General features: G+C 61.4%; 13 protein-coding genes. 4 read left to right on the forward strand and 9 right to left on the reverse strand.

From position 1 onward, the window contains the following. Positions 1 to 2 precede the first annotated feature (2 nt). The 4 genes from ACP7C6_RS19915 to ACP7C6_RS19930 all read right to left on the reverse strand — a co-directional run bounded on the left by ACP7C6_RS19915 (position 3) and on the right by ACP7C6_RS19930 (position 5610). A complete protein-coding gene (locus ACP7C6_RS19915) occupies positions 3 to 917 on the reverse strand; it encodes an ABC transporter permease subunit (RefSeq protein WP_003188099.1) in 915 nt (304 codons plus the stop codon). A 234-nt stretch (positions 918 to 1151) separates the two neighbouring features. Further along, positions 1152 to 2288 carry a branched-chain amino acid ABC transporter substrate-binding protein gene (locus ACP7C6_RS19920; protein ID WP_010213577.1) on the reverse strand — a complete coding sequence of 379 codons (1137 nt, stop codon included), beginning with the start codon at positions 2286 to 2288 and terminating at the stop codon, positions 1152 to 1154. Between the two features lie 374 nt (positions 2289 to 2662). After that, positions 2663 to 3946: an L-pipecolate oxidase gene (locus tag ACP7C6_RS19925; RefSeq protein WP_353631889.1), complete on the reverse strand. Its 1284-nt coding sequence runs from the start codon at positions 3944 to 3946 to the stop codon at positions 2663 to 2665. A gap of 173 nt (positions 3947 to 4119) precedes the next feature. Further along, positions 4120 to 5610: an L-piperidine-6-carboxylate dehydrogenase gene (locus ACP7C6_RS19930; RefSeq protein WP_016976929.1), complete on the reverse strand. Its 1491-nt coding sequence runs from the start codon at positions 5608 to 5610 to the stop codon at positions 4120 to 4122. A 153-nt stretch (positions 5611 to 5763) separates the two neighbouring features. Here ACP7C6_RS19930 and ACP7C6_RS19935 point away from each other — a divergent pair, with 153 nt between their 5' ends. From ACP7C6_RS19935 to nadE, 3 genes are all read left to right on the forward strand, one after another. After that, positions 5764 to 6654, forward strand: coding sequence for a LysR family transcriptional regulator (locus ACP7C6_RS19935; RefSeq protein WP_016976928.1), 891 nt, complete (start codon positions 5764 to 5766; stop codon positions 6652 to 6654). A 207-nt stretch (positions 6655 to 6861) separates the two neighbouring features. Then, a complete protein-coding gene (gene pncB, locus ACP7C6_RS19940) occupies positions 6862 to 8076 on the forward strand; it encodes a nicotinate phosphoribosyltransferase (RefSeq protein WP_012721934.1) in 1215 nt (404 codons plus the stop codon). A 3-nt stretch (positions 8077 to 8079) separates the two neighbouring features. Then, the gene (nadE, locus tag ACP7C6_RS19945) at positions 8080 to 8907 is read left to right on the forward strand and encodes an ammonia-dependent NAD(+) synthetase (protein ID WP_426109148.1); all 828 of its coding nucleotides are present in this window, start codon (positions 8080 to 8082) and stop codon (positions 8905 to 8907) included. Positions 8908 to 8999: 92 nt separating this feature from the next. On the opposite strand, the gene azu is transcribed toward nadE, so the two are convergent. Then, positions 9000 to 9446: an azurin gene (azu, locus tag ACP7C6_RS19950; RefSeq protein WP_028615529.1), complete on the reverse strand. Its 447-nt coding sequence runs from the start codon at positions 9444 to 9446 to the stop codon at positions 9000 to 9002. Between the two features lie 332 nt (positions 9447 to 9778). Between azu and ACP7C6_RS19955 the strand changes: the two genes are divergently transcribed. After that, positions 9779 to 9961: a hypothetical protein gene (locus ACP7C6_RS19955; protein WP_016976924.1), complete on the forward strand. Its 183-nt coding sequence runs from the start codon at positions 9779 to 9781 to the stop codon at positions 9959 to 9961. 186 nt (positions 9962 to 10147) lie between these two features. On the opposite strand, the gene ACP7C6_RS19960 is transcribed toward ACP7C6_RS19955, so the two are convergent. The 4 genes from ACP7C6_RS19960 to ACP7C6_RS19975 all read right to left on the reverse strand — a co-directional run bounded on the left by ACP7C6_RS19960 (position 10148) and on the right by ACP7C6_RS19975 (position 17545). Next, positions 10148 to 11038 carry a transglutaminase family protein gene (locus ACP7C6_RS19960; protein WP_028615528.1) on the reverse strand — a complete coding sequence of 297 codons (891 nt, stop codon included), beginning with the start codon at positions 11036 to 11038 and terminating at the stop codon, positions 10148 to 10150. Beyond that, positions 11038 to 13524: a circularly permuted type 2 ATP-grasp protein gene (locus ACP7C6_RS19965; RefSeq protein WP_028615527.1), complete on the reverse strand. Its 2487-nt coding sequence runs from the start codon at positions 13522 to 13524 to the stop codon at positions 11038 to 11040. The genes ACP7C6_RS19960 and ACP7C6_RS19965 overlap by 1 nt, the downstream gene beginning before the upstream one ends. Positions 13525 to 13671: 147 nt before the next feature. Then, entirely contained in the window at positions 13672 to 16962 is a 3291-nt protein-coding gene (locus ACP7C6_RS19970; RefSeq protein ID WP_028615526.1) for a DUF2126 domain-containing protein, read from the reverse strand. Positions 16963 to 17149: 187 nt separating this feature from the next. Further along, on the reverse strand, positions 17150 to 17545 hold the full coding sequence (locus tag ACP7C6_RS19975; protein WP_426109233.1) for a hypothetical protein: 396 nt from the start codon (positions 17543 to 17545) through the stop codon (positions 17150 to 17152). Between the last annotated feature and the right edge of the window lie 36 nt (positions 17546 to 17581).

The raw sequence follows: 17581 nt of genomic DNA on the forward strand, positions 1-17581 counted from the left end.
GTTTACACCTTCGCCACAAGTGGGCGACCAAGCAGGCCCTGGGGACGGAAAATCAGAATCACCACCAGCAGGGAGAAACTGAACACGTCTTTGTAATCAGAGTTGATCAACCCCGAGAACAACGACTCGGAGATACCGAGGATGATCCCGCCCAACATCGCCCCAGGCAGGGAGCCGATGCCGCCGAGTACCGCTGCGGTAAACGCCTTGATGCCGATGATAAAGCCGGCATAGAAGTCGAAGGTGCCGTAGTTGAGGGTGATCAACACGCCAGCCAATGCCGCCATGGCGGCGCCGATGACGAACACATAGGAGATCACCCGGTCGGTGTTGATGCCGAGGATCGACGCCATCTTGCGGTCTTGCTGGGTGGCGCGGCACATGCGGCCGAGCTTGGTGTATTTGATGATGTAAGTGAGCAACGCCATGCCGGCAAACGCCGCCACGAGGATGAACACCTTGGTGTACGTCAACTGAACGAAGCCTGTGCCGATATCGACACGCCAGGCCCCGGCCAGCAGGGTGGGAATGCCTTGTTGCTTGGCGCCCTGGGCGATCTGCGCGTAGTTCTGCAGGATCAGCGAGATACCGATGGCGCTGATCAGCGGTGCCAGTCGGGTGGAGTTGCGCAGTGGTTTGTAGGCGACACGCTCGATGACCCAGCCGTATACGCCAGTGACGACGACGGTGAAGATCAAGGTGCCGAGAATGAGCAGCGGGAAGGATTCGATGCCGAAGTAAGCCAGCAGTGCCAGACTGATCGCCGCGAGGTAAGCGGAAATCATATAAACCTCGCCGTGGGCGAAGTTGATCATGCCAATGATGCCATAGACCATTGTGTAGCCGATGGCGATCAGGCCATAGACCGACCCGAGGGTCAGGCCGTTGACCAGTTGCTGCAGGAAAATACCATCCATAACGCAATCTCACGCGGTGAGCACCTGCACACCGGTGGGTGTGCGGCACTTCTGGAGGAAAAAACAGAGTCGTTGCTGGACACGATGCAGTTGGCAACCTCGATCCCCTGTGGGAGCTGGCTTGCCTGCGATAGCGGTTTCACATTCAACACAGGTGTCGACTGTCAGTCCGTCATCGCGGGCAAGCCCGGCTCCCACAGTGGCTCTGTGGTGCCTGCGTGGTCGCGTTAATGCTTACTTCTGTTTTTCCAGCTGATGGTATTTGCCGTCTTTATCCCACTGGTAAACCACGTAGTCGGAGATCTTCAGGTCACCCTTCGAATCCCAGGCTTTTTCGCCCATGACGGTTTTTACCGGGTGAGCCTTGAGCCACTTGGCGGCGTCTTCGCCTTTGTTGGACTTGGCGCCGTTGAAGCCGGCGGCCAGGGCCTGGACCGACGCGTAGGCGTACAGGGTGTAGCCTTCCGGCTCGGTGCCGTTTTTGCGGAACTCTTCCACCACGGCCTTGCTGTCTGGCAGCAGGCGCGGGTCGGCGCCGAAGGTCATGTACACGCCATCTACGTACTGCGCACCGCCAGCGGTGGCAACCAGTTCGTCGGTTACTACGCCGTCATCGGACATGAACTTCACGTCTTTCAAACCGGCTTCACGGATCTGGCGAACCAGTGGACCGGCTTCCGGGTGCAGGCCGCCGAAGTACACGACGTCAGCACCGGTGGAGCGGATCTTGGTGACCAGGGCGCTGAAGTCTTTCTCGCCACGGGTCAGGCCTTCTTCCAGCACCGGCTTGACGCCGCGCTTGGTCAACTGGGCAGCGGTGGCGTCAGCCAGGCCTTTGCCGTAGGTGTCCTTGTCGTTGATGACGGCGACTTTCTTGCCCTTGAGCACGTCAACGATGTAGTCACCGGCGACGATGCCTTGCTGGTCGTCACGCCCGCACATGCGGAACATGGCGCCCAGGCCGCGTTCGGTCACTTGTGGGTTGGTGGAGCCTGGGGTGATGGCGATGATGCCGGCTTCGTCATACACCTCGGAGGCCGGGATGGTGTTGGAAGAACAGAAGTGCCCGACCACGCCGATCACTTTGTCCTGGTCAGCCAGACGGTTGGCCACGGCCACGGCTTGTTTGGGTTCGCAAGCATCGTCACCGGCCACCAGCACGATTTTTTCGCCGTTGATGCCGCCGGCCTTGTTGATCACATCGGCTGCCGCCTGGGCACCCTTCATGTACTGCTCACCGAAAGCGGCGTTGGCGCCCGTCATAGGCCCCGCGACGCCGATCTTCACATCAGCTTGAACAAACGTAGAAACACCCAGCGCCGCTGCAACGGCGAGGGCCAGAAAACCTTTCTTGTAAAACGTCTGGGACATGAGTGGTGCTCCGATATTTTTGATTTTTGGCACGACAACTTGCATTCAAACCTTTCACTGAAAGCCCAGAGCAAGGCGCGTGCCATTACGTTTTTATTCTTCAAAAAGACACGGTGTCATTGTTATTGCAGGTGTTTCGGCTCCATTCGCCAGGACGTGCAACCCTCTAGCGTCTGTAGGTGCAACCAATGGATCCGAAAAGTACAACCGCGACAGGTCGCACCTGCAACCAAGCCTATAAACGACAGTTCCTGGCGCTGTAACAAACGGCGTAACGGAACTGCACATTTACAGTGCGTGATTGCTACGACTTGCACCAATACAGATTAGTAGCCTGCTAAGAAAATGCAGGCTTTTGAGCGGTATTTCGCTGATCAGATCACGATCCTCAGACATTGGCCGGCGTGATACAGCGAGAAGCCGGCTTCATACAGACAGCTGCGCAGGCCCACTCCGGCCAGCGGTTGCATGGGAGCGAAGGGAATCGGCAGCGCCTGGGGATTCTGGTGACACAGGTAGTCGGCAAATGCCTTGCCGACCACACTGCCAGTGGTTACGCCGCGGCCGTTATAGCCCGTCACTGCTACGAGGCCGGGCGCTGGTTCGAACAGGCGCATCAAATGGTCTGGGGTGAAGGCGATACAGCCGGTCCAGGTGAACTCCCACTGCACCGATTTGAGGTACGGGAAGTAGTGCTGCTGCACCCGATCGGCCCACGCCTTGAGGAACCAGGCGGGTTTCTGATTGCCGTTGCCCAGGCTGCCGAGTAACAGACGGCCATCGGCATCGCGGCGAATGCTGCTCAGCACCTGGCGCGTATCCCATGAACCCTGGCCACCGGGCAGGATCTGTTGGGCGGCGTCGCCCGTGAGCGGAGCCGACGCGACCTGATAGTAATAGCCGGGGAAAAAATTGCGCCGCAACTCGGTCCATTCGCCCTCGGTGTAGGCGTTGGAGGCGATCACCACCTGTGCAGCCTGCACTGAACCCTGAGCGGTCTGCACCGACCAGTGCGAACCTTGGCGCTCAAGCTGAGTGACCGGTGAGTGATCAAACAACTGCCCGCCAAGCCCGGCAGCAGCATTGGCCAAGCCACTGGTGTAGGCCATCGGGTTCAAGGTGCCCGCGCGCCGGTCCAACAAGGCGGCGGCGATCTTTTTGGTACCGGTGGCCTGTTCGCAAGCCTGACCGGTGAGCAGCTCCACTGGCGCGCCCCGGCGTTTCCATTGCGCTTCACGACTGCGCAAATCCTCCTCGCCACGGGCGTTGTGCGCCATGTGCAAGGTGCCTTCACGGCGCAATTGGCAATCGATGGAGTATTTGTCGATCAGGCTGAACACCAGGGACGGCGCCGCACCCAACATGCGGTTGAGTTGGCTGCCCACCGCCTCGCCGAAACCGGCTTCGATCTCGTCCGGCGGGATCCACATGCCGGCATTGACCAGCCCCACGTTACGCCCCGAACCACCATGGCCGGTGCGATGGGCCTCCAGCACGGCGACGCTTTTGCCTTGTTCCAGCAAATGAATGGCTGCCGAAAGGCCCGTGATCCCGGCACCGATCACACACACATCGACCTTGACCTCACCCTTGAGCGCCGCACGATCCGGCCGGCCAGGGGTGAGGTGCTCCCACAAACATGTTTCGCGTAGTGCCATTGCCAGACTCCGGGATGAAACCTAACAAACAACTGTTATTTTGAATTGCAAACCCAATCAAATGTGGGAGCTGGCTTGCCGGCGATGCAGGCACCTCGGTGTATCAGGTACCCCATGGTGATGCTATCGCAGGCAAGCCAGCTCCCACATTGACCGCGCTTCGACTTGAGGAATCAGTCGAAGGTAATGCCCTGTGCCAGCGGCAACTCCAGCGAGTAGTTCACAGTATTGGTCTGGCGACGCATGTACCCACGCCACGCGTCCGAACCCGATTCACGCCCGCCGCCGGTCTCTTTCTCGCCGCCAAACGCGCCGCCGATTTCCGCGCCGCTCGGGCCGATGTTGACGTTGGCGATGCCACAGTCGCTGCCCACTGCCGACATGAATTGCTCGGCTTCACGCACGTCAGTGGTGAAGATGCACGATGACAGGCCTTGAGGCACGGCGTTGTTCAGGCGCAGGGCTTCGTTGAAGTCGGTGTAGCCGATCACATAGAGGATCGGCGCGAAGGTCTCGGTGCACACCACGTCGCTTTGCTCGGGCATTTCCACAATCGCTGGCGACACGTAGTAGGCATTCGGAAACGTGTCTTCCAGTTGGCGTTTACCGCCGAACACCTTGCCGCCTTCGCTCAGGGCTTGCTCCAGGGCGTCCTGCATGTTGTCGAAGCCGTGCTTGTCGATCAGCGGGCCGATCAGGTTGCCTTCCAGCGGGTGGCCGATGCGCACTTTGGAATAGGCGGCCTTGAGGCGGGTGACGATTTCTTCTTTCACCGACTCATGGGCGATCAGCCGACGCAGGGTGGTGCACCGTTGGCCGGCAGTGCCGACGGCGCTGAACAGGATGGCGCGCACGGCCATGTCCAGATCGGCGCTCGGGCCGAGGATCATCGCGTTGTTGCCGCCCAGTTCGAGGATGCTGCGGGCAAAACGTGCGGCGACTTTCGGCGCCACTTCGCGGCCCATGCGGGTGCTGCCGGTGGCACTGATCAGGGCGACACGCGGGTCGTCCACCAGTGCAGCACCGGCATCGCGGCCGCCGATGATCACTTGGCTCAGGTATTCCGGGGCGCCGTCGAATTTCTTCAGCACGCGCTCGAACAATGCCTGGCAGGCCAGCGCAGTGAGCGGGGTCTTTTCCGAGGGTTTCCAGATCACGGCATTGCCGCACACCAGCGCCAGGGTGGTGTTCCACGCCCACACGGCGACCGGGAAGTTGAACGCGCTGATCACGCCAACCACGCCCAGCGGATGCCAGGTTTCACGCATATGGTGGCCTGGGCGCTCGGAGGCGATGGTCAAGCCGTACAACTGGCGCGACAGGCCCACGGCGAAGTCGCAGATGTCGATCATTTCCTGCACTTCGCCCAGGCCTTCCTGGGTGATCTTGCCGGCTTCCCAGGACACCAGCTCGCCCAGATCGGCCTTGTATTCGCGCAATACGTCACCGAACTGGCGCACCAGTTCGCCACGGCGCGGTGCCGGCACTTTGCGCCAGGCCTCGAATGCATGCTCGGCGCGACTGACCTGTTGCTCCACCTCGGCGGCACCTTCCCAGTGCACACTGCCGATGCGGCTGCCATCAATCGGCGAATGCACGGGCTGCTTGCCCGACTGGTACAGCGCCGGGTTTACCCCGAGACGATCAAGCAATGCGGCAACCATGGGTCACTCCTTCAATCTCAAACAGAAAATTCGCGCCGCTGGCGACACGGCGATCCAGAGCTTATTTGTAGCTGGCCCAAGACTTGCCAACAAACGACGATTAGGCGAGATATCATTCCGTTTATTCATGCAAAGAATAAAAAGAGGCGTGCCGTGCTGAACAAAAGACATTTGCCCTCGATCACCGCCTTGCAGTGCTTCGAAGCCGCCACCCGCCACCTGAGCTTCACCCGCGCCGCCGAGGAGCTGAACCTCACGCAGAGCGCGGTGAGCAAGCAGGTGGCGCAGTTGGAAGAGTTGCTACAGCACTTGCTGTTTCGCCGCGTGCGCCGGCGATTGCAGATGACCCCAGCGGGTGACTTGTACCTGGTGGAGGTGCGCAAGATCCTCACGCAGGTGGAGATGTCGACTCACTACCTGCGCTCCTACGGTGGCGAAACCGAAGTGCTGCGGGTCTCCACGCCCTACACCTTCGGCGCGCGCTGGCTGGTGCCGCGTCTGAAGGGCTGGCGACTGCGTCACCCGCAGATCCACTTGGACCTGTGCAATGAACAGGAGCCGGATGAGTTGCTGCAAGGCAAGGCCGACATGGCGTTCTACTTCGGCCAGGGTTCACGCCCCGGCACCGAGAGCCTGAAACTGTTCAGCGAAGAGCTTGTACCGGTGTGCGCGCCGGAGAGCCTGCCGGCGCAGCCATTCTCCGACCCCACGCAATTGAGCAACCTGGTGCTGCTGCAAAACGCCTCGCGCCCCCAGGGCTGGCATGACTGGTTCGCCAGCCAGGGCTACCAGACCGAGCACAGCTATCACGGGCCGCGGTTCGACACCTTTTATATGTGCATCCGTGCCGCGCAGGTGGGTTGTGGGGTGGCGCTGCTGCCGCGTTTTCTGGTGGAAGAGGAACTGGCCGACGGCAAGCTGGTGATCCCCTGGCAGCATGCGATGCCCAGTCAGGATGCGTATTACCTGGCGTACCCGGAGCATTCGGCGGAGGTGCCCAAGGTGCGCGATTTTGTGAAGTGGATGATGGAGCAGGTGATTTAGCGCCTGAAATATCGCCTTCGCGAGCAAGCCCGCTCCCACACTTGAAATGCATTCCAAAGGTGGGAGCGGGCTTGCTCGCGAAGGCGTCGGTGGCTCCAGCGCAAAAAATCACTGGCAAAACCCTACAGGTCTATGCGCCACTAGCCCCCTTCCTTAATTGTGCGTAAAGGTCGGCGCCCATCGCCGACCCGTCTGGAGATTCCCGTTATGAGCGAGAGTGTGTTTGCCGATCGCATCGTGCAGAACTTGCTCGACACCGACTTCTACAAGCTGACCATGATGCAGGCGGTGCTGCACAACTACCCCAACGTGGAAGTTGAATGGGAGTTCCGCTGCCGTAACAGCGAAGATCTGCGCCCTTACCTGGCGGAGATCCGCTACCAGATCGAACGCCTCGCCGAGCTGAGCCTGAGCCCCGACCAGTTGGGTTTCCTGGAACGCATCAGCTTCATGAAGCCGGACTTTTTGCGCTTCCTCGGGCTGTTCCGCTTCAACCTGCGCTACGTGCAGACTGGCATCGAGAACGGCGAACTGTTCATCCGCCTGCGCGGGCCGTGGCTGCATGTGATTCTGTTTGAAGTGCCGATGCTGGCCATCGTCAGCGAAGTGCGTAACCGCTACCGGTACCAGACCGTGATCCTCGAACAGGCGCGGGAGCAGCTGTACCGCAAGTTCGACTGGCTGACCGCCAACGCCAGCAGCGATGAACTGTCGGAGCTGCAGGTGGCCGACTTCGGCACGCGTCGGCGCTTTTCGTACCGGGTGCAGGAAGAAGTGGTCAGCGTGCTCAAGCACGACTTCCCCGGTCGTTTCGTCGGCACCAGCAACGTGCACCTGGCCCGCGAGTTCGATATGAAGCCGCTGGGCACCATGGCCCACGAATGGATCATGGCCCACCAGCAACTCGGACCGCGCCTGATCGACAGCCAGATCGCCGCGCTCGACTGCTGGGTCCGCGAATACCGCGGCCTGCTGGGCATCGCCCTGACCGACTGCATCACCACCGACGCGTTCCTGGGCGACTTCGACCTGTACTTCGCCAAGCTGTTCGACGGCCTGCGCCATGACTCCGGCGATCCCGTGCAATGGGCAGAAAAAGCCATCGCCCACTACCACAAGCTCGGCATCGAGCCGATGAGCAAGACGTTGGTGTTCTCCGACAGCCTGTCGTTGCCCAAGGCCCTGGAGATATTCCGCGCCCTGCGTGGTCGCATTAATGTGAGCTTCGGCATCGGCACCAACCTGACCTGCGACATTCCAGGTGTTGAGCCAATGAGCATCGTGCTTAAAATGACCGCCTGCAATGGCCAACCCGTCGCGAAGATCTCCGATGAAGCGGGCAAGACCCACTGCACCGACCCGAATTTCGTCGCCTATTTGCGTCATGTTTTCAAAGTACCTGCCATCTCTAGCAAGGAGTGAATCATGCAAGCCGTACAGCGTGAGATTGCTGAACAGCTCAAGGTCCAAGCGCCGTTCAACGACCAAGCCGCCCTTGAGGCCGAGGTTGCCCGCCGCGTGACCTTTATCCAGGACTGCCTGCGCAATTCCGGGCTCAAGACGCTGGTGCTGGGCATCAGCGGTGGCGTCGACTCCCTGACCGCAGGCCTCTTGGCCCAACGTGCAGTAAAAGAGCTGCGTGAGAACAGCGGTGATCAGGCTTACCGCTTTATCGCGGTGCGTCTGCCTTACGAAACCCAGTTCGACGAAATCGATGCCACCGCCTCGGTGGACTTTATCAAGCCGGACGAGCGCCACACCGTAAACATCGGCCCGGCGGTCAAGGCGCTGGCCAATGAAGTGGCAGCGTTTGAGGGCAAGGCTGCGGTATCCCGGGATTTCGTGCTGGGCAACACCAAGGCGCGCATGCGCATGGTGGCGCAGTACACCATCGCCGGCGCAGCCGGTGGCCTGGTGATCGGCACCGACCATGCAGCGGAAGCGGTGATGGGCTTTTTCACCAAGTTCGGTGATGGCGCGTGCGATTTGGCGCCGTTGAGCGGCCTGGTGAAGAACCAGGTGCGTGCGATTGCGCGGCACTTCGGGGCGCCGGAATCGTTGGTGGAAAAAGTGCCTACGGCGGACCTGGAAGACCTGTCGCCGGGCAAGCCGGACGAAGCGTCACATGGCGTGACCTACGCGGAGATCGATGCGTTCCTGCACGGCGAGCCGGTGCGCGAGGAAGCGTTCAAGATTATCTGCGACACCTACCGCAAGACCGAGCACAAGCGGGTCATGCCGTTTGCGCCGTGAGGTAGACCGCTATCGCCGGCAAGCCGGCTCCTACAATTGGAACCCATTCCCCTGTAGGAGCCGGCTTGCCGGCGATGAACGATAACGCGGTGTTACTTCAGGGTCACAGTGCCTTTCATCATCGAGATGTGGCCTGGGAACGAGCAGAAGAATGCGTAGTCAGTGCCCGCCTTCAGCTTCGACACATCGAAGGTCACCGAATCTTTCTCGCCAGCACCGATGATCTTGGTGTGGGCGATGATGCGTGCGTCGCCTTCTTTCAGGTAGTCCTTGTCAATACCGGCAGCCATGCCGTCGGTGGCAACCGGCTGCATGTCAGCGGCGCTGGTCAGCACCCAGTTGTGGCCCATGACGTTTTTCGGCAGGTTGCCGGAGTGAGTCAGCTCAACGGTGAACGTCTTGCAGCTCTTGTCGATTTCAATGGCTTTGGTGTTGAAGGACATTTGGTCGGTGGAGTCGACAGTGACCTTGCACTCTGCAGCAAGCAACTGGCCGCTCGCCAGAGTCAGCAGGGAAACAGCAACGAGTTTGGCAAACATGTGAATCTCCAAGGCAGGGTTTAAAAAACGCGTATTGCGACAAGGGTGCCTGAATCAGGCAGGAATTCTTATGATCTGAATCAACAGATTGTATACAACTTTAGGCTATCAGACTTATCAACACAATCTACCAGCCAAAGTACAACCTCCTGACTATGATCGACTCATCACCCATCGGAGTCCGAGCCATGCACCTCAACCAACTGTTCAACGGCCTTCTGGCCGCCTACGCCTGCGGTAAGTGAAGGCCAAGCGCACCCTGAAGCTGCTACCATGTCGTCCCAAGGCAGCTGCGCGCCGCCACCCTCACCTTCGACCCTAGAGGATCGCCCATGGCCAAACCTAATTACTCCTTCGCCAAACGTCAGAGAGACTTGGCCAAGGAGCAGAAGAAAGAGGAAAAACTGCAACGCAAGAAAGCCGCTGCAGAAGAAGAGGCCAATGGGCTGAACGCCGATGTTGATGGTGAAGAAACGAGCGACGAGACCGAAACACCAAAAGATCCGGCTGAATAAATTCCTTTGTGCTGAGCCGGTGCACTGTGGTGAGCGGGCTTGCTGTGGTGAGCGGGCTTGCCCCGCGCTGGGCTGCGAAGCAGCCCCATTACGCGCCCACCAGAACACCTGAAAGACCGTGGTGTCAGGCTTGAGGGCCGCTTCGCGCCCCAGCGCGGGGCAAGCCCGCTCACTACAACAAGCTCGTTATTCCAGCGGCATCACCGTTACCCTCACCTCCGGATCATGGCTCCCTCCCCCCAGAATCACCCCTCGCAACGGCGACACATCGGAAAAGTCCCGGCCCCAGGCCAGGGTGATGTGCTCCAGTGCCGGCTGCACATTGTTCGTCGGATCGAAATCCACCCAGCCCGAAACCGGGCAATACACCGAGACCCACGCGTGGGACGCATCGGCGCCGATCAGCCGTGGCTGGCCGGGCGGTGGCTGGGTGAGCAGGTAGCCGCTGATATAGCGTGCCGCGAGACCCCGCGAGCGTAGGCAGGCGAGCATCAGGTGGGCGAAGTCCTGGCACACGCCGCGACGGCGCTCCAGCACTTCCACCAGCGGCGTGGCGACTTGGGTGGCCTCGGCGTCGAAGGTAAACTCGCTGAAGATCTTTTCCATCAGCGCCTGCACGCCCAGCAGCAGCGGTTTGCCGGGAGGAAAGCAGCTTTCGGAAAATTCGACGAAGGTTTTCTTCAAGTGCACGTAGGGCGATTCGAAGCGGTAGCGGCAGGCTTCGATCAATTCACCGGACATCGGCTGGCTGCTGTAGGTCAGGCTGTCGCGGGTCTGGTCCCAGGCGGGCGACTGCTGGAAATCCAGCGCCGGCCGCGCCAGCACTTCCACGCTCAGCCCGGCGTTCACCAGCAATTCATCATGAGGCCGCTCGAATGCCAGGCGCGTGATCGGGTTGCCAAACACGTCCAGCTCATCGCGGCGCGAGGTCGGTTCCGGGCTGATATCCAGTTGCTGCAAGCTGCAACGCTGCCAGGCGCACGGCCGTGGCCATAAATGCGCCAACTGCTGGGCCAGGGACACCGGGCTGTCATAGTGGTAATGGGTATCGTGGAAAATCTGGTAGCGCGCACTCATCACACCGACACCGTTTGTTGGCTGACATCATCCACATGGGCAAAGTGACGCAAGGCCAGGCGGTCCGACACTAGCCCACTCTCATCGGCCACTGCTTGCAGCAGGTCGGCCAGGCCGTCCAGCGCGGCACGTACGCTGGATTCGCCGAACAATGGGTTCTCCAGGCAACCCAGGTCGAAGCGCGCCAGGCGCTCCACCAATGGGCCAAGGCCGGTTTCCCGAGGCACACCAAAATCATCGTTGAGGCGTCGCAGCGTGCGGCTCACCAACTTGAGCTGGAACAACACCGCGTGGGGGTTCTGCTCGTCCAGCAGCAGCAAGTCGAGCACCGGGATCAACTGCGGCACCGCCAGGTAACGCGAACGGTAGGTGATGCTGCTGTTGCCCAATTCCAGCAACCACTCCAACCCGGCCTGATCGAACACCGCCACGCCGCGCAGGAACGCCGCCAGGCTGCTGCTCAGGAATTGCAGACGCTCGATACGCCGGCCCATCATCAAAAAGCGCCAGCCTTCGTCACGGGTCATGTCGTCCAGGGCAAACCCGGACAACGCCGCCAGGGACATCACCAGGCGGTTGAGGAAGTCCAGCAACTCGCCAAAATCCGGTGACTCGCTTTCCAGCTCCATGGCTTCGCGCTGCAGCTCCACCAAGGCCTGCCAGTTCTCCCGAGACAGCTTGCCGCGTACCTGCGACGCCGCCCACTGCAAGCGTTGTAGGTTGGCGCGCAGGCTCGACGGCCAGTCGTCTCCGAGCAGCGCCGCCAGCAGGCGTTCGGGCAATTCGCCCTCCTCCGGCAGCAGACGCAGGTTTTCGCCCAGCTCGACAGCCGCCTGCAGGGCCAGCGGGTCGTCGCCATCCACATAACGCGCCAGCACGATACGCAGCCAACGCGCGCTGTCGTCGCAGCGTTCGCAGTAACGGCCGAACCAGAACAGATTTTCCACCACGCGGGACGGCAGATAGGGATCGCGGCGCACCAGGTCATGGGCGCCAATCGCGCGTTGGGCACGCCAGTGTTCGCCACCGGCGGCGCGCTCGCCGAGTACCCAGGTGTCCTTGCTGGCACCGCCGCGTTGCATCGACACCACTTCGGCATCGGCTTCGGCCGCTACGCGCGTCAGGCCGCCGGGAAGCACACGGTAACCGTCGTCACTGGCCACGGCGTATACGCGCATGCCGATGGCGCGGTGTTGCAGGTGGTCATCCACGGTGTGCCATACCGGCGCTTGGGACAATTGAGCCAACTCCTGGGCGACGTAGGCGTAGGGCCGCGCGCGCATGCGCTCGGCCAGGGCCTGGCGTTGTTCGTCGTTGAGGTCGCGGCCGAATACCGGCGCAAAACTCTGCGACGGAAACGCGGGTTTGATCAGCAACTCCGGCAGTTTCTCCAGCGCTTCGGCCAGCACCGGCGCCTCACCGCACCACCAGGTGGCGATGGACGGCAGAATCAGTTTTTCACCAAACAGGAATTCGTTGATCTTCGGCAGAAACCCCAGCAAACCGGGGGATTCCAGCACGCCGCTGCCCAGGGCATTGGCCACCAGCACATTGCCTTGGCGCACGGCATCCAGCAAACCCGGTACGCCGAGGGCCGAGTCAGTGCGCAGCTCCAGCGGGTCGCAGAAATCATCGTCGAGGCGACGCATGATCGCGTGCACCCGGCGTAGGCCGCTGAGGGTTTTCAGGAACACAGTGCTGTCGCGCACGGTGAGGTCGCCGCCCTCCACCAGCGGGTAGCCGAGCTGGCGGGCGAGGTAAAGATGCTCGAAGTAACTTTCGTTGAACCGGCCGGGCGTCAGCAGCACGATCAGCGGCGGCTGGTCATCACCGGGCGCCTGGCGGGCCAGGGTTTCCTGCAAGGTGCGGAAGAACCCGGTGAGGTGCTGCACCTGCAAGTCACGGTAAAGATCCGGGAAGGCGCGGGACACGATGGTGCGGTTTTCCAACGCATATCCGGCACCGGACGGCGCCTGGGTACGGTCGGCGGTGACCCACCAGCGACCATCCGGCGTGCGTGCCAGGTCCACGGCATAGAGGTGCAGGAACGCACCGTCCGGCGGCTGGATGCCCTGGCACGGCCACAGGAAATTGTTATGCCCAAATACCAGCTCAGCCGGCAGCAAGCCTTCCTTGATCAGGCGTTGCGGGCCATAGAGATCGGCCAGTACGGCATTGAGCAGGCGTGCACGTTGCGCGATACCCGCCGACAGGTGCTGCCATTCATCAGCGGCCAACACATGGGGCAGTAGGTCCAGCTCCCACGGGCGGTCGGCGCCCTTGGGGTCGGCGTAGACGTTGTAGGTCACGCCGTTTTCCTGGATCTGCCGGGTCAACAGCGCCTGGCGCTGGGCCAGTTGCGCGGGCGTGCTGCGTTGCAGGTGATCCAGCAAGCGCCGCCAATGGGCACGCACCGCGCCGCTGTCATCCAGCAGTTCGTGATAAGTGCCCGCGGTCAGCGGGTAACGGTCGAGCAAATCGGACATGGAACGCTCGGCAGAGGCAAGGGGGCTCAGATTAACTCAACAAACACTGCAAATCCCCTGTAGCCGCGGGCTTTTGTGGTGAGCGGGCTTGCCCCGCGCGAGGCAAGCTCGCTCACCACAAAAGCTAGCGTCCACAGAGGATCGCGTTCAGTCATTTTTATTGGGGAAACGCCGTAGATCGAGGGTCATGGGTAATTCATCGTTCACCACTACCGTCGGCACTGATTGCTTCCCTGGGCTATGCCCCAACCGGAAGAACCGCGCCATTCGCCGGCTCTCTGCCTCATTGGCATTCACCGGAAGGCTGTCGTAATTGCGCCCACCCGGATGGGCGACATGGTACTGGCAGCCGCCCAGCGAACGCTGCATCCAAGTGTCCAGCAGATCGAACACCAGCGGCGCATGCACCGGGATGGTCGGTTGCAGGCAGTTGGCCGGTTGCCAGGCGCGATAACGCACGCCAGCGACGAACTCACCGACTCGCCCAGTCGGTTGCAGCGGCACCGGGACGCCATTGCAGGTCAGCAGGTAGCGCTGCGGGGGCAGCCCGGTCAATTTGACTTGCAGGCGCTCAAGGGATGAATCCACATAACGCACTGTGCCGCCGACCGCGCCCTCCTCGCCCAGGACGTGCCAGGGTTCCAGAGCCTGACGCAGCTCCAGCTCGATCCCGCTGACGGCGTAGTCACCCACTTTGGGGAAACGGAATTCCAGGTGCGCGGCAAACCACTCGGCGCGCAGCGGATAGCCGGCGCTGTTGAGTTCGACGATCACGTCGGCAAAGTCTTGCTCGATGAAATGCGGCAGCAGGAAACGGTCGTGCAGCTCTGTGCCCCAACGTGCCAGCTTCGGCGGCGCGTAGGGTTCGCGCCAGAATCGCGCGACCAAGGCGCGCAACAGCAATTGCTGGGTCAGGCTCATGCGCGCATGGGGCGGCATTTCAAACGCGCGCAGTTCCAGCAGGCCGAGGCGGCCAGTGGCGCCGTCCGGCGAGTAGAGTTTGTCGATGCAGAATTCGGCGCGGTGAGTGTTGCCAGTCACGTCGATCAGCAGATTGCGCAGCAGGCGGTCCACCAACCACGGCGGGCATTCCTCACCGGGCTCTGGCATTTGTGCGAAGGCGATTTCCAGTTCGTACAACGCGTCATTACGCGCCTCGTCCACCCGTGGAGCCTGGGAAGTCGGGCCGATGAACAGGCCGGAAAACAGGTAGGACAATGACGGATGGTTGTGCCAGTAGCTGATCAGACTGCGCAGCAGATCGGGTCGGCGCAGAAACGGTGAGTCCTTGGGCGTTGCACCACCGAGTACAAAGTGATTACCGCCGCCGGTACCGGTGTGACGCCCGTCGATCATGAATTTTTCGGTGGTCAATCGCGTTTGCCGCGCCTCTTCGTAGAGAAATTCGGTGCGTTCCACCAATTCGTCCCAAGTGGCGGACGGCTGCACGTTGACCTCAATCACACCCGGGTCCGGCGTGACGCGGAAGTTACTCAGCCGCGTGTCGGCCGGCGGCTCGTAGCCTTCCAGCAATACCGGGCAGTGCAGCTCTTCGGCGGTGGCTTCAATGGCTGCCACCAGTTCCAGATAGTCTTCGACGCGCTCCAGGGGCGGCATGAACAGATAGAGGCGCCCTTCACGCGCCTCAGCGCACAGAGCGGTGCGAGTCAGCCAGTCGGCGGACTCGTCCACCTTGGGCACACGCTCCTCGCTCGGCGCGGCCTCATCATGGTGTTGCAGTTGCCTAGTGGACGGCAGCTCCGGCTGATCCTGATTCGGGTCAGTCGGGTGCACAAACGGATACTCCGCCGCCGTCACCCATGGCTGCGAGGCCAATGGCAGGCGATAACCCAGCGGCGAATCCCCCGGCACCAGGCGGCAGTGGTTGTCGCGCAAATACCAGCGCCCGCTTTGCCAGCGGTCATTGGCTGCCGTGCGCGCCAACGGCAGCACTTGGCCGATGACTTTATCCAGGCCCTGGCTGAACACTTTGCGCAGGCGTTCGCGCTCCAGATCGTCGCTCAGCCGCGGATCTTGGGCGGTGACGTTCTGCGGCAGCGCACCCTCGCGCCACAGGTAGTAGAAGTTGTCTTCGAACGCCGGGAACACAAAGCGCGCCGGTAATTTGAGGCGCTCTGCGACGCTGGCCAGGAAACGTCCGGCCAGCGCACCGTCAGCGCCGTAGTCCGCCTGCTCATCGGCAATCAACGCGCTGTTGTGCCAGATCGGCACACCGTCGCGGCGCCAGTAGCAGTTGAGCGACCAACGCGGCAGTTGCTCGCCGGGGTACCACTTGCCCTGGCCGAAGTGCACCAACCCCTTGGGTGCGTAGTGCTTGCGCATGCGCTGGAACAGCTCGGCAGACAGTCGGCGCTTGTCCGGACCTAAGGCGGCGGTGTTCCACTCGGCGCCGTCGGGATCGTCGATGGAAACGAAGGTCGGCTCGCCGCCCATGGTCAGGCGCACATCGTCCTTGAGCAGGTCGCCATCGATCTGACGGCCCAAGGCCTGGATCGCCAGCCATTGTTCTTCGGTGTAAGGCTTGGTGACACGTGGGGCTTCCCAAATCCGCTCAACCGACATTTCGTGGGTGAATTCGCACTCGCAAGGCTCCACCAACCCACTGATCGGTGCGGCGGACGATGGATCGGGACTACACGCCAACGGAATATGGCCTTCACCGGCGAACAGCCCGGAGGTGGCATCCAGGCCAATCCAGCCGGCGCCGGGCAAATACACTTCGCACCAGGCGTGCAGGTCGGTGAAGTCCACTTCGGTGCCGGAGGGCCCATCGAGGGCTTTGACGTCGGCTGTGAGCTGAATCAGGTAACCGGACACGAAACGTGCTGCCAGCCCCAGATTGCGCAGAATCTGCACCAGCAACCAGGCCGAGTCGCGGCATGAGCCAGAGGCGTTTTCCAGGGTGAACTCTGGGGTTTGCACGCCTGGCTCCATGCGGATCAGGTAGCCGATATCGGCCGCCAAGCGCTGATTGAGGCCCACCAGAAAGTCCACGGCCGGCAAGGGTGTGCGGTCGATACCCGCCAGGTACGCGGCGAACTTCGGCGTCAGCGGCAGGGTTTCCAGGTACGGCGCCAGCTCACGCTGCTCGTCGGCGGCGTAGCTGAAGGGGATTTTCTCGGCATAGGGCTCGAGGAAAAAGTCGAAGGGGTTGAACACCGCCATTTCAGCGACCAGGTCGACTTCGATGCGCAGCTCGTCAGTCTTTTCCGGGAACACCAACCGCGCCAGGTAATTGCCCTGGGGGTCCTGCTGCCAGTTGATGAAATGCTGCTCAGGCAGCACTTTCAGCGCGTAGGACAAAATCCGCGTGCGGCTATGGGCTGCCGGGCGCAACCGCACGATCTGTGGGCCGAGTTCGACAGCGCGGTCGTAGCGGTAATGCGTAACGTGGTGCAACGCGACATGAATCGACACGGCGGCCTCCTGCGAGCCAGGGCATGGGAACAAAGCGCGCAAGACTTATGCCAGAGCGGCGGTCATTGCGCTTTATCGTAAGACCCGGTGCAGTACAGCACCAAAACGGCGCCAACGGGGGCGCCATGGTGCATGTGACGCACATATTTGTGGCGCGGATGTGAGGGTGGGTGGGGAATCTACCCAATCAGCCGGTTTTGCGCTTGGCGATCGCGGCTTGGCGCAGGTGGCGGATCTCAAGCAGCTTCTGGCGCATTTCGCGATGGCGCTTGCTGTTGAGCAGCAACAATCCAAGCAGCGGGAAGAGCACAGCCGAGCCATAGACCAGCGTGTGCAGGTCGTATTGAATCATTGGCAGTACGAACAACAGGCAAGCGCCGAGATAGCCCGCCACCAGTTTCGTCGCCCACGGATAGCCGCGCGCGATCATGACGTTGCCAAATACCAGCACCGCGACCAGCATCAGGATCGCAGCGCCCGAACAGCTGGATTTAAGCGCGGGATCAGTGTCGCGCAAATAGGTTACGCCCGCCGTGGAAACCGCAGCGGAGCCGGAAAAGATCGCCATGAAAATCGTGCCCATGAACACGGGGAAATAGCGCGCGAAAAAACCGGGTAT

It is taken from the genome of Pseudomonas sp. TWR1-1-4 (assembly GCF_049897165.1).
GTDB lineage: Bacteria > Pseudomonadota > Gammaproteobacteria > Pseudomonadales > Pseudomonadaceae > Aquipseudomonas > Aquipseudomonas canadensis.

What these genes read in the sequence shown, in the direction of transcription:
- pncB (WP_012721934.1), top strand. Translation starts at nt 6,862, where the DNA reads ATGAGCGAGAGTGTGTTTGCCGATCGCATCGTGCAGAACTTGCTCGAC.
- ACP7C6_RS19920 (WP_010213577.1), bottom strand. Translation starts at nt 2,288, where the DNA reads ATGTCCCAGACGTTTTACAAGAAAGGTTTTCTGGCCCTCGCCGTTGCA.
- ACP7C6_RS19975 (WP_426109233.1), bottom strand. Translation starts at nt 17,545, where the DNA reads ATGGGCACGATTTTCATGGCGATCTTTTCCGGCTCCGCTGCGGTTTCC.
- ACP7C6_RS19965 (WP_028615527.1), bottom strand. Translation starts at nt 13,524, where the DNA reads ATGTCCGATTTGCTCGACCGTTACCCGCTGACCGCGGGCACTTATCAC.
- ACP7C6_RS19930 (WP_016976929.1), bottom strand. Translation starts at nt 5,610, where the DNA reads ATGGTTGCCGCATTGCTTGATCGTCTCGGGGTAAACCCGGCGCTGTAC.
- ACP7C6_RS19955 (WP_016976924.1), top strand. Translation starts at nt 9,779, where the DNA reads ATGGCCAAACCTAATTACTCCTTCGCCAAACGTCAGAGAGACTTGGCC.
- nadE (WP_426109148.1), top strand. Translation starts at nt 8,080, where the DNA reads ATGCAAGCCGTACAGCGTGAGATTGCTGAACAGCTCAAGGTCCAAGCG.
- ACP7C6_RS19915 (WP_003188099.1), bottom strand. Translation starts at nt 917, where the DNA reads ATGGATGGTATTTTCCTGCAGCAACTGGTCAACGGCCTGACCCTCGGG.
- azu (WP_028615529.1), bottom strand. Translation starts at nt 9,446, where the DNA reads ATGTTTGCCAAACTCGTTGCTGTTTCCCTGCTGACTCTGGCGAGCGGC.
- ACP7C6_RS19960 (WP_028615528.1), bottom strand. Translation starts at nt 11,038, where the DNA reads ATGAGTGCGCGCTACCAGATTTTCCACGATACCCATTACCACTATGAC.
- ACP7C6_RS19925 (WP_353631889.1), bottom strand. Translation starts at nt 3,946, where the DNA reads ATGGCACTACGCGAAACATGTTTGTGGGAGCACCTCACCCCTGGCCGG.